This is a genomic window from Bartonella sp. AA89HNZF (assembly GCF_042196905.1).
In the GTDB taxonomy this organism is placed as follows: domain Bacteria; phylum Pseudomonadota; class Alphaproteobacteria; order Rhizobiales; family Rhizobiaceae; genus Bartonella.
Genome location: NZ_JBHIRD010000019.1, coordinates 1 through 12,757 on the forward strand (window position 1 = coordinate 1; position 12,757 = coordinate 12,757).

11 protein-coding genes and 1 pseudogene are annotated in these 12,757 nt (G+C 38.0%); 9 read left to right on the plus strand and 3 right to left on the minus strand.

Annotated features, from left to right (window positions below):
- Window positions 1-135 precede the first annotated feature (135 nt).
- From ACFIN0_RS07795 to ACFIN0_RS07805, 3 genes are all read right to left on the minus strand, one after another.
- Window positions 136-702: a hypothetical protein gene (locus ACFIN0_RS07795; protein ID WP_375702262.1), complete on the minus strand. Its 567-nt coding sequence runs from the start codon at window positions 700-702 to the stop codon at window positions 136-138.
- Window positions 703-750: 48 nt separating this feature from the next.
- The gene (locus tag ACFIN0_RS07800; RefSeq protein WP_375702263.1) at window positions 751-1,227 is read right to left on the minus strand and encodes a hypothetical protein; all 477 of its coding nucleotides are present in this window, start codon (window positions 1,225-1,227) and stop codon (window positions 751-753) included.
- Window positions 1,228-1,313: 86 nt separating this feature from the next.
- Window positions 1,314-1,835, minus strand: a complete 522-nt coding sequence (locus ACFIN0_RS07805; protein WP_375621575.1) for a hypothetical protein — start codon at window positions 1,833-1,835, stop codon at window positions 1,314-1,316.
- A 1,790-nt stretch (window positions 1,836-3,625) separates the two neighbouring features.
- Between ACFIN0_RS07805 and ACFIN0_RS07810 the strand changes: the two genes are divergently transcribed.
- The 9 genes and pseudogenes from ACFIN0_RS07810 to ACFIN0_RS07850 form a co-directional block, all read left to right on the plus strand.
- Window positions 3,626-4,192: a hypothetical protein gene (locus ACFIN0_RS07810; protein ID WP_375702264.1), complete on the plus strand. Its 567-nt coding sequence runs from the start codon at window positions 3,626-3,628 to the stop codon at window positions 4,190-4,192.
- A 1,715-nt stretch (window positions 4,193-5,907) separates the two neighbouring features.
- Window positions 5,908-6,852, plus strand: coding sequence for a YopJ/AvrA family T3SS effector serine/threonine acetyltransferase (locus ACFIN0_RS07815; protein ID WP_375610230.1), 945 nt, complete (start codon window positions 5,908-5,910; stop codon window positions 6,850-6,852).
- 336 nt (window positions 6,853-7,188) lie between these two features.
- Entirely contained in the window at window positions 7,189-8,115 is a 927-nt protein-coding gene (locus tag ACFIN0_RS07820; RefSeq protein WP_375702265.1) for a YopJ/AvrA family T3SS effector serine/threonine acetyltransferase, read from the plus strand.
- 326 nt (window positions 8,116-8,441) lie between these two features.
- The gene (locus ACFIN0_RS07825) at window positions 8,442-9,368 is read left to right on the plus strand and encodes a YopJ/AvrA family T3SS effector serine/threonine acetyltransferase (protein WP_375702266.1); all 927 of its coding nucleotides are present in this window, start codon (window positions 8,442-8,444) and stop codon (window positions 9,366-9,368) included.
- Window positions 9,369-10,083: 715 nt separating this feature from the next.
- A complete protein-coding gene (locus tag ACFIN0_RS07830; protein WP_375606488.1) occupies window positions 10,084-10,746 on the plus strand; it encodes a lysozyme in 663 nt (220 codons plus the stop codon).
- Window positions 10,743-10,979, plus strand: a complete 237-nt coding sequence (locus ACFIN0_RS07835; protein ID WP_273790902.1) for a hypothetical protein — start codon at window positions 10,743-10,745, stop codon at window positions 10,977-10,979. Before ACFIN0_RS07830 ends, ACFIN0_RS07835 begins: the two co-directional genes overlap by 4 nt.
- A complete protein-coding gene (locus ACFIN0_RS07840; RefSeq protein WP_375606490.1) occupies window positions 10,903-11,115 on the plus strand; it encodes a hypothetical protein in 213 nt (70 codons plus the stop codon). Before ACFIN0_RS07835 ends, ACFIN0_RS07840 begins: the two co-directional genes overlap by 77 nt.
- Window positions 11,108-11,320 carry a hypothetical protein gene (locus ACFIN0_RS07845; RefSeq protein ID WP_375610233.1) on the plus strand — a complete coding sequence of 71 codons (213 nt, stop codon included), beginning with the start codon at window positions 11,108-11,110 and terminating at the stop codon, window positions 11,318-11,320. Before ACFIN0_RS07840 ends, ACFIN0_RS07845 begins: the two co-directional genes overlap by 8 nt.
- A 509-nt stretch (window positions 11,321-11,829) precedes the next feature.
- Window positions 11,830-11,940: pseudogene (locus ACFIN0_RS07850) on the plus strand (integrase); the annotation flags it as partial.
- Window positions 11,941-12,757: the final 817 nt, after the last annotated feature.

The window sequence follows — 12,757 nt, forward strand, 5'->3', positions numbered from 1 at the left end:
TTCAGTTCCTTTTTCACGCGACAATAAAGCCGCGCACGCTTGATAAACAGGTAATAAATGACAACGATTGGCGCCCACATTAAAACACTTAAGAGCGTAAAGAACAGGAAAGAAATGGCTATTAATGTTATAAGACTACTCGTCATTTTGCCCCCCTTCCACGTTCTGCATACGAATTGCCTGATCGCGTTGTTGTATTGCTTCTTTCAATTGTTGAAGCATTTTGTTCAATTTTCTCGTTAATTTTATGCACATGATCCCAATGATCGGAAAAAAGAGAAGAATCCCAAACCATATAAGGCTCAACAGCTGCATGATAAAGGCAACACTATCATTCTTCCACCATACCAAATTTGCGACAGAGAAAGCAGATTGTAAAACAGAAAAGAGAATAAGGATAAAAAGAATTATTTTACATTCTTTTGAATAAAGAGGCAGAGATTCTTTGAAGTTAAGAAAGCGCATTGTCGCATCAAGGGTCTTATGGGCGAGATTGTGTCTTTTCATTTCTCCCAGATCATTGCACAATTGTTGTATGGCTTGCTTTTTTTGCGTTGTACTCTTTTTCAAGTCTTGAGCGAGTTTAAAAGATAACCTGATATGTTTGATCAACCGGTAAGGAAGCCGGATCATAACCATAAACATTACAATGGCAATGATGGTGACCCCTAAAAAAGCCAAAAATTTTATAACAATAGTCACTTGTTTTCCCTATCGCATTGATGTGAAATCATCATTTTTATCCTCTGCTCAAACAAATGTTTCTAATTCCTTCACTGTTTTTTTCACGCCATACTGAAGGAGACTATGGAGAATTAAAATGACAGGTAAAGAAACAACAATACACGCACAAAACCAAAACAGCAGCTGCATGCCAAAAACGCCAACCTTAAACAATAGAGGCATATAATTGTGTAAAAAAATCGCAGATTTTGGAAAAAAAGCAAAAAAAGCGAGCAAAACTGCGAAAACCACAATCACAATGCAGGCTATCGAAACGATGATAAAATAATCTTTTCTTGAAAGTTCCAAAGATTCTTTAAAAGAAAGGGAGCTGAGCTCTGTTGCAAAAACTGTATTTTGTCCTATGCTGACTTTCTGATTATACCCCAAATTCTGCAATGCACCCTTTTTTAATTTCCGCCGCATCCCACACAACAATATTGTCCGTTTTATCAAAGAATAATAAAGTACCAAGATTGTCATCAGAGTAGAAAAAAGTATCATGATCTCCCCGAAAAACATGACAGTACTCCACCATACTGTGGTCAAAATTACAAAAGTACTTATAAAAGAAGCAGCCACTTGTTTCCCTATTGTGTTCTGTTGAGAAATTGGTTGTCTAGTTGTTGCTGCTCTGGCAATGTATCCCACAGCTTCATCATTTCCTTCACCTCCCGTTTAGAGATAGCGTTAAAGACAAAAAAGAGTGGAAAGAACACCACAAGAACACCAAAAATCATTTGCGGCAAAAGACATAAAAAAGCCCAAACACTATTCCATCCCGCATCACGCAAAAACACGATTGCAGGATTATTTTCAAAAGGCTGTTTCAAGATCTCTTTAATCATTTTTCGAAGATCTCCTTGTTCCATTTGTCCCAGTGCTTGAAACTGTTCTTTGGATATAACGTGAAAAAACTCCAAAGGATTCATATAGACAGTCGCGGCAAAAAGCACCAACAAGAGGATAGCCAAACACAAAATGATGACGTAATCTTTTCTTGAGAGAGCCGTCCATTTTTTGAAAACCGCACACTGATTTAACACGGGCTGTGACGCAAAAGCCGTATTTCCCTTATGGGCAGATTGGTGTTGTGATTTATCTTCGATCATACGGATATTTTCTCACTTCTAACATGCCCACTCACTCTTTGAGAACATGCAACCAGCAAAACCGGTTTATCTAGCACTCTTTTCACCATGAAACACGCGCTATAAGCCCCTTTAAGTCTATTGTTAAAATTTCTCATACGTGACAACATACAATCCCTAAACCTTACAAGCACAAATGCCATTGTATCCTCTTATCTATTACCCACACTTCAAAAGACAATGTTTCACAAAACTCAACAAGCAAAAATATTCAATCTAAGAAATATCTGATGTGTAAAGTTTACAAACAATACACTGATTTATAACAATTTATTGTTTTTCATATTAAATGAGAACCCTAAATACCGTAGGATTGTCTTATTCCAAACCTATTCCATATTAAATCAACCCAAACCATGTCTCTTGCGCGTTACAAGCAGAAAGAGCCGTATAGAGTAAAACATTAAGAAAGGATGATAAATGCCTCTAAGGAAGCGCCTCAAATGCCAAGGGCTGTCGCAACAATGAGAGCTGGCAAAATGTGTGATGCTATAGACTTTCTTCTTCACAAGCGTAAAAATGGAAGTGTTCAATAGATTTTATATTATTCAAACTTTATATGGATTTCATTGGGGACTTTATCGTTGTGCCCTTCATGAGCACCCTTGCGAAATGGGCAAAAGAGAGCCCTAAGACATACCTCTTTAAAAAGCAACATAAAAACAAAGTCAAACACGCAACCGATTATCCAGTATGAAAAGCGTGCAACAAACAACCTTAATCCTCATTTGAAAGCTTCTTAATCAAAAAGGCTTCATTTTAAAAATCCTTCATTAAAGATGAAACATTTCACAGCCCCCACATTGATACAGCCCCTACATTCATCAAGGCATCTCCTATAAAAGCATCTTTTTATAAAGGCACTTTCTTCTTATAAAAACAGCTTCTTTCGATAATGCATTCCGTCCTTTAAACGACATCCCCTCGTCTTATGATGAGATCCATTAAAACGGAAAATTTATACTCTATAAAGGATACTTATAAAGGAAATACTAAACCAAATAGCGGGATCATTCACAGTTTATTTTAAGCCAATAAATGATATTTTATTTGAAAACATAGGGCATCTTATGCTATTATAATAGAATGTGGAGGTTTGCTTTTTGCCGCTCTCTGCCACTCAACAGAAGACAATATATCTCTTATAAAGGATAAAAGTATGCTTAACAGCGTGATGTATATCAAATATCTTGGGAAAGCGCCCAACAACAAAAAATAAGAGAACCCAAATAACAAGCTCCCAACTTAAGAAAACAATGACCTTTCAAAAGTGGAATTGAAAAATTTCCACAAAGCGCTCGTGAAAAAAGAGACAAACAATCCCATTAGAAAAAACTTCCTATTAGAAAGACGATGACATGCCCTTGAAATCCATTGTTATTTTTTCATTCACATTTGACAAAAATTTTCCTTCAATTTCTCAAGAACAGTTAAGAAATATTTAGAAAGCAAATAATCCGCTAGCAATAAAAAAATAAGCATAATAGGGGCGGAAAATAAGACTGATAGGGATAAGATAAAAATAGTAAGAAACACCTTAAAGATGATTTTTTCGCCCCACACCGTTGCTTTTCTTTGCATTAAAACGCCTTTAGTATCGTTTGTTTTTTGATCTGCAACGGCTGATATTTCCCACAGTATTTGCTCCCTCCCCCTTAAGTATTTGCTCCCCCAATATTTGCGCCAAGTGCTTTTTACATCACTGTCCCCCATCAACAGACAGTTTCTTTTTCATTCAAATGGTTAAGTTCATGAAAATACGTAAAAAACGCGGTAGATCAAAAATAACAGGAAAGCAAGAGCCCAAAGGCCGTATTTCACGTGCCCAAAGCTCCAGCGAATCTGCGCTTCAATCTGCGATTGAAATGCGTGCAAAACACTTTGGTTTAAGCTTCGAAGAAGCGAAAAATCCGCTTGTCGGAACCTATATTGGGCGTCTTTGTTTGCTTGGCTATAAAGAGGCTTCATCAGGCATCAGTAAAGAGCAATATGACACGGCGCAACAATACTTGCAAATTAGAAACGACTATTTATGTGCAAAAGGTTTACCAAACGGTTATTATGATGGTTTTACGCACAGCGCATCAGATGAGAAAGCAAAAAAGCAATGGATCCAAAGAGCAACGAAACACTATGAAGCTATGCAAGAAGCGATTAAAGAAGCACAATATCTACATCGTCAACACAACTTTCATGCGGCATTACACTATCTTGTTATAGAAGATCAACCGCTGCCTAATCTTGTTGGCTCGTTGCGTATTATTCTTGATGCCCTTTATAAACATTTTGACAGTTCTACCCAAAAGAGCCTTGGCTAAAACACCCATCATTTCCTCCCCCTCACAGGATAAAGATTCTCCCCCTCCTTTTATAACATGCCTCTTTATAACCAGCGCCTTTATAAAGCCCCCCTTTGGCAGGGTGCTCTTGAGAACCTCTGAGCTTGCCCTTTCATAGAATTTCATGAGATTGACAAGCTTAAAGCGCACAACAAACAAGCTTAAAAATATCCACCACGTTCTTTAAAAAATACTTCAACTGTCAAAGAGACTTAACCTTATACCTACCAGTGCCTCACTTAATCCATGCCTCAAAGGACAATATTTCACGGCATATTCACGGCATGGACAAGATAAATATTGCCCCCTCTTTAAAAAACAGCAACATTCTTCCCTCTACCCCCATTGTAACAAACCACCCTCATCATACACTTCACCCAATATCGCGACATCCTTAGCTCTTCAGACAATTCATTATCGTCATTTTACGTCTTTTCTTGTACAATTCTATATGGCTCTTCTGATCTTATGACGGACAAGAGCTATGGCTTTTATTTCAGCATAATCTGGATTTCTCATTCAAGATAAATAATGATAAAATATTCACTATAAATCAATAACTTATCATTAAAATAACCCGTTATTTTTTGACACAATTAAAAGCATCATCCCTTAAACGAAAGAAAAAGCCCCTACCAACAATCTCCTCCCTTATCAACAACTGCACCGATAACCCTCCCATCACACCACCACTAATACGACAGCCTGCACAGCCCTAATTACCCCCACAAATCGCCAACACCTAAAGCTTTGCCCCCGCAACACCTTCCAACCACCGCCTTCCCAATTTCATCAATAAAATACCACGGATTTCAAAACCACAATTCTCCCTTCATCTTTCCCCTCCTTTCTCAAAGGAGAAAAAGCATTTACTCAATAAATCTTTATACAGAAACCTTTAGAGACCCCAACAGCCACTCGAAGAGCCATCACGCCTCTAAGCACCCACGAGCCCCCCACCTCGTCATCCCCTCGGAACACCCCCTGCGCAATACCTAAAGCTTTGCCCCCGCAACACCTTCCAACCACCGCCTTCCCAATTTCATCAATAAAATACCACGGATTTCAAAACCACAATTCTCCCTTCACCTTTCTCCCTCCTTTCTCAAAGGAGAAAATGTTTTTTGCCACATCAAAAACTTTTCCATTAAAACAAGATATTTTGCTGCATAGCTAATGAATGAGATTTTTTCCCGCGATAAAGGAGGAAAAATAATCGTTTTGCGGTTGACAGAATATGAAAAATCGTATTTAATGGTAGATGCGGTAAGGGGTTCTCTGCGTCCAGATTTCATCATAAAATTTTCGCATTATCATAGACTGTTATAAAACAGTGTGTTTCGCGGCAATGTTTAAAACTTTACGGTTTGAAGGTATCTTTCGTCCTTTTCTGACTGTTTTCTTTTGCATTACACAATTTGCATCACCAACAGCCCCATAATTTTGAGATTTTCAAAACAAGCCGTATTCACTACGGGCTCCCAATAGAACGCCCTAATAATCCCCTTATAAAATACCAATATAATACATCCCAGCAATGATGAGCAATACACGCATAAAAATATGAAAACGGCATTATTATGCTCTCATCGCCTCACCTTTCAAGATGCAAAGGCTTGTTTTTCAAAACATTGTTTAGCCAGAATTGAAGAAGATAATATCACTTATCGATCATCAACATAGAGGCTAAGATTATGAAGCCACAAGATTCTCCCCCACCACATTCCTCACAAACCCCAGAAGGTGCAAGTGCACCTGAAGGGGCGCATGCAAATGCATCATTAGACACTCTTACTGCACATTTAGAACGGCTTAACATTGAAAAAATAAAAAACACCCCTTTTAATCGTGCAGAATTAAAAGATATTATTGCCGGTTTAGAAAAGCATAATGCCGATGGCAGTTGGATCAAAAATTATTATGATATTTTAGATCTGTACATGATGCCAGCCTTGGTCGATCAAGCAAATCGTAAATATCCAGAGATGAATCTCAAACTTACAAGCCCCCCTGACGGCTTTGCCCTTGCACTCAAAGAAACGCTCGAAAAGGGCATAAAATCTTCTAGGCTGATCGTTAACGCACAAGATAGGGGAATTCATTTTGCTGTTGTCGATCATCAAACCATTGATAATAAAACATCTTTGATCTTTTTTGAACCGACCTTACTGCGTGACACGCTTCCCGCATTACTTGCATTAAGGACGCGACAATCCATTGAACATCACCAATTTCCGAATATTCATTTTGCCATGGTAGAAATGGATATTCAACGAAGCTCCTCTGAATGTGGGATGTTCAGCTTAAGCCTTGCCAAAAAGCTTTATCTCGAAGCTCAAAAATTAGAAAGACTACACAAAGATAATATTAAGGGTGTGTTATGTGAACCAGACACGCCTTTACCTGCTGAAAAATTAGATCCATATCTTCCAGCTCGTTTATACAAACACGTGCAAGGAAGAAGACGTCTTGGGGAATATCTAAAAGCCAATCCAGAAGCAGCACAGGAGAAAGTAAACAAAAAAGGCGAAACCCTAACCGAAAGATTTGAGAGAAGCTTGGTAGCAACAGAGACAAAAACTGTTTCTGTTTCACAACACAGAAAAAGAGCTACAGAATACAAATCTCTAATGATGTAATAAGCGTTTTGGCCATAGCCATATTCCACATCCACAAAGAATGAAGCTCTGCGGCTTTACGGTAAGGCATAAATTGCTGTTAGCAAATCTTCTTTTCCCTTTGAAAGAGGTAAAGATGCAAACAGTAAGCAACGTGATCTCTTAAAAGATAAAAAGATACCTTACCTTTGACTCTGAAAAGCGTGCGATTTTGTCTTTCGTAACAAAATTTTTTAAAATAAAGATGATTTCATCTCTTTGTTTTTTTTTAGATAAAAATCTTTCCTGCAAACATTGTTTAGCCAGAATTGAAGAAGATAATATCACCTATCGATTATCAATATGGAGGCTAATAGCATGAAGCCACAAGATTCTTCCCTCCCTCATTCCTCACAAACACCAGAAGGAGAAAGTGCAAATGCATCGTTAGACACTCTTACTGCACATTTAGAACAACCCAGTAGCGAAAAAGGCAAAGATATCCCATTCAATCGTGAGGAATTAAAAGATATTGTTGCCCGTTTAGAGGATGATATCTCAACGGGTCGTTGGTTCACAGCTGATTATGCAAGTACAGACCTTAAACTAATGCCAGCCTTGGTCGATCAGGCAAATCGTAAATATCCCGACATGCGTCTTCAATTGGCAGCGTCATCTCACGACTTTGCCCTTGCACTCAAAGAAGCCATCGAAAACGGCGTTCAATCTTCTAGATTTATTATTCACACAAAGGACAGGGGAATCCATTTTTCAGTGATTGATCATCAAACCATCGATGACAAAACCTCCGTGATATTTTTTGAACCTACAACACTCAACAATATGAAACCAGCAGTGCTGGCATTAAGAACACAATTGGCTCTTAAAGCGCATGAGTTGCCCAATTGTTCTTTTGCCATGGTAGAAATGGATATTCAGCGAAGCTCTTCTGAATGTGGAATGTTCAGCTTAGCGCTCGCTAAAAAGCTTCATACCGAATCTCAAAAATTAGAAAGACTGCATAAGGATAATGTTAAGGGTGTATTATGTGAACCAGATACACCTCTATCTCCTGAAAAGTTAGATACATATCTTCCAACCTCTTTTTACAAACACGTGCAAGGAAGAAGACGTCTTGGGGAATATCTAAAAGCCAATCCAGAAGCAGCACAGGAGAAAGTAAACAAAAAAGGCGAAACCCTAACCGAAAGATTTGAGAGAAGCTTGGTAGCAACAGAGACAAAAACTGTTTCTGTTTCACAACACAGAAAAAGAGCTACAGAATACAAATCTCTAATGATGTAATAAGCGTTTTGGCCATAGCCATATTCCACATCCACAAAGAATGAGGCTCTGCGTCTTTACGGTAAGGCATAAATTGTTGTTAGCAAATCTTCTTTTCCCTTTGAAGGAGGTAAAGATGCAAACAATAAGCAACGTGACCTCTTAAAAGATACCTTACCTTTGACTCTGAAAAGCGGGGGATTTTGTCTTTGGTAACAAAATTTTTTAAAATAAAGATGATTTCATCTCTTTGTTTTTTTTAGATAAAAATCTTTCCTGCAAACATTGTTTAGCCAAAATTGAAGAAATAATATCATTTATCGATCATCAATATAGAGGCTAAGATTATGAAGCCACAAGATTCTTCCCTCCCTCATTCCTCACAAACACCAGAAGGAGCAAGTGCAAATGAATCTTTAGAAGACCTTATTGCACGTTTAATGCAAAGTTCCATCCAAAAAGAAGAAGAACATGCTGCACCGAATTCTGACGAATTAAAAGATATTATTACAGGCTTAGAGAGAGATCTTGTAACCGGCCGTTGGATTAACTCTTATTATGAAAACACAGATATTAGATTGATGCCGGCTCTCGTAGAAAAAGCAAACAGCAAATATCCAGACATGAATCTCAAATTGGCTCTTACAGCAGAAGAGTTTTCGCACGCCCTAAAAGAAGTCGTTGAGAGCGGCGCAAATTCTGCGCGATTTATAGTCAATTCGGGAAGCAAAATCCACTTTGCCGTCCTTGATTATCAAAAAGTTGATGAGAAAATCTCTTTGATTATGCTTGAACCTACAACATTTCAGAATATCGCGGCTTGCAAACTAGGGATAAAAATAAATCAAACCCTTCAATGTCTTCAACTGCCTCCTTATTCTTTTACCACAGCAGAAATGGATATTCAGCGAAGCTCTTCTGAATGTGGAATGTTCAGCTTAAGCCTTGCCAAAAAGCTTCATCTTGAATCTGATAAATTAGCAAGATTGCACAAAGATAATGTTAAGGGTGTATTATGTGAACCCAATTCATCTGTATCTGCTGAAAAGTTAGATTCCTATCTTCCAACCACTTTTTATAAACATGCGCAAGGAAAAAGACGTCTAGAACACTATTTAAAAGTCCATCCGGAAGCTGAACATGAAACAGTCAACAAAAAAGGGGAAACTCTGAGAGAGAGGTTTGAAAAAAACTTAAGAACAACAGAAGGAAAAACTGTTTCTGTTTCCTCCCACCAAAAAAGGATTACTGAATACAAATCTTTAACGATGTAATTAAGGCTTTTTCCATATTCCTATTCATCAAAGAACGAAGAGAGGCTGCTTTACGGCTAAGATTTCTCTAAGCAAACCAGCTTTTGCGCTCTTAAAACAAAAATAGCCAACAACTTTCCTCTTAAAGAAAAACACCATTGTCCTATAAAAACCAGCCCCTCTTAAAATTGTATCAAAATTCCACAGCTCTTGTTAGCCCAAAGCTCTGTGTAACAATGAGGCTCTTTGGATAAGCAAAACGCTTGATACATAAAATATTTAATGCTTTCGTCTTCAGTAAAAGCATATGTCTTGTTTTTCTGAGAGTATCCACTTCGTATCTCAAACACCCCCACATCAATGCCATACGACCAAACAACCGCAATAGACCACACTTATCGTGCATCAACCAAACAACCGCCCGCACCCCAAGAAGGCTCCATCAAAAACACCAGGACAAGCTCTTAAAATCAACAATCTCTCTTAACGGAAAACACCAGCCCAACTATTTACCCCTCTTTGCCAACTATTTACCCCACTTGCCCAACCATTATCCCACTTGGCCGACTATGATCCCTCTTGGCCAACCATTCCCCCATTCCCTAAGATGTCACAACCAACCTTTTGATTTCATAAAAGTTTCACATCTCTTCTGTTTTTGAAGCGTGAAAAAATTCATTTTTAATCTGTCAACCAGCCTCACGTTAACGTGAGGCTTTATTTTATGGAGAAGTAAATGAGAAAAATATCATCAGCAGGACTTGCACTCATTAAACAATGGGAAGGATTGCGTTTACAAGCCTATAAAGATTCCATCGGGGTGTGGACAATCGGCTATGGCCATACCACCACGGCTGGCCAACCGTTCGTTCACAAGGGCATGATCATTACTGAAAAACAAGCAGAAGAAATTCTTTCTCAAGATTTAAGACAATTTGAAAATACCGTTGAAAAACATGTGACAGTTTCTTTAACGGATGAACAATTCGCCGCGCTCGTATCGTTTTGCTATAATATAGGAACATCGGCTTTTTGTAATTCGACCCTTCTAAAAAAGCTCAATAATGGCGAATATGAGGCTGTCCCTGCTGAGTTACAAAAGTGGACTAAAGCAGGAGGAAAACGTCTTCACGGTTTAGTGCACCGTCGTGCAGCAGAATCGGGATTATGGGCAAAAGGGGCTTATGTTTCTTCCAACTATCAAACTGTAGAAACGCAAGCACCAACAGGATTTTTCAAAGCAGAAGCGCTTACACCGATTATTGGTTCTTTTTCTGGACTTGGAGGCTTATTGGCAGGCAATGGTCCCATCCAATGGGCATTAGCAACCATTATGGTTTTAGCCGCCTGCGTTGGCATTTTCTTTGTGGCAAAACGGTTTCGGGAGCAGCGCTTATGATGTGGTGGTTGAAAAAAAATCTGATGATAACAGGAGCGGCTCTGACCGCTTTTTTTATCGCTTTAGCAAAAGCTTTCACTCTTGGAAAGAAGGTTGAACAACAAAAGCAAATAGAAAAAACGCTAAAGTCATCAACAACACGGCTAGAGGTGGAAAATGAAATTAATCAAAAAAGTGATGCTGATGTACGCGCTGCTCTTACTCACTGGTTGCGCGATAAAAACAATCAATGAGCATTTTTCTTGCGTTGGTTGGATGCCCATTTATTTAGACAACAAAGATCTCAATATCATCAGTTCAAATCTCGCAAGAGATATTTTAAAGCATAACAAACAAGGGGAACACATGTGTGGGTGGAAACATGGCTAGAAAAAAAACGGAAAAACAAACAGAGCTTACAGAAAAGGAAAAAGAAGTCCTACAAGAAATCATCACAACGTATAAAAGTGTAAAAATGATGTCACGCTATACGAAATGGATTATATTCATCATTTTCTTATTAGCACTTGATTTTTCACGGATCGTAGATGTGCTGGGAAGTATTTTTACACAAAAATCGAATATTCAGCTCTAAAATAAATAAAAAACGTGAGACGTGTTAAATCTTTTAAATATAAAAAGCCATTCGTTATTTTTTGAAAACATGGAGATTTTATTGATGATTTTTCATGTCTCACGAGAAATTTTTATACACTCTTCACAAACACTTTCATGAAATGAATTTAGGGGTATGAAGAGAGATTTTTAACCAACGCGTAAGTCAGCAACTTTGGTAACATAAGAAAAGGATCATACCAACATACATTTTTTTAATAAACTATTGATATCCAAATGATTTTATACTCTTCATAAATAGCATAGCCAAGAATTTTGTATTACAAAATATTTCTTTTAAAGAAGCGCATAAACAAGCAATGTAATGGGAGCCTTACATAAAACCTCTTATCTTTACGTTTAATAAAAAAGCAAGCTGGCTCCTCCCTGCCCCCCAATTCCCTGCCTCTCAATTTCCACCCTCTCAATTCCCTTATGTTCTATGCATAAAGGTCAAGTTGAAGAGAATATATGAAAAATCCTTGGCTCGAAAATATGAAAAGAAGGCATGAGGCTACAACAGAATTTCGCGTGCCTTTATCATCAGAAGCATTAAAAATTCTAACACAAGCACGTCTACTGTCTTGTCATGATTTTTTTCGGCTAACTGTCATGGTCCCCTTAGTTCAAAAATGGCTCCCCACTCAAGAATTTTCTGTCACAATATAGGCAACAAACAGAACTTGAGTATAACAATATGGGTTTGGCTCCAGTTTAGGTGATGAGCTTACCGAAAAAAAGATGAGAGCAAGGCGAAAAATTAGCTTTTATCTTTAAGCTTCTCAAATGGAGCAGTCTCCCCATTTCAGAGATCAACGAAACAGAGAGATGCTTATTCCTCTATGCAAAAGCTTGAAATACCAGCATCTTATTCATAAAAAACAAACCAGCCCCATCATGCTCTTTTCAACTCTGTCTTTCCAACGCTCAATAGGTACTAACTCTTAACTACTGACTTTTAACGATTGCGTTGGTTCATAAAAACCGTAGTGACCTCTCACCTTATGAAGCACAAACCCAGGATTTTTTAACGGTGCAGGCATAAACCTGAAATGAAAAAACAGAACTGCATTAGGAATAACTGACTATAAATCAAAGAATTGTATTTTTATTAGCAAAATATTTTCAAAGGAAACCACGATCCCCGCACAATAGAAACATTTCATAAAAACAAGAGAAAAAGCTATGGATTAAGAGTGAGATTCATTCACAATGACGGTAGATCAACCAGTGGAGAATAGAACAATCCTATAAGATAAAGGAACTGTCATAAAAGGAAAAACTGTATGAAACGTGAAAAAGCATAAAAAAACGGGCCCAGAAGACCCGTTTCTTTATTATTTCTATGGAAAAAAGCTTAGAAATCCATTCCGCCCATTCCACCAGCAGGCATCGGAGGCATTGGTGTATCTTTCTT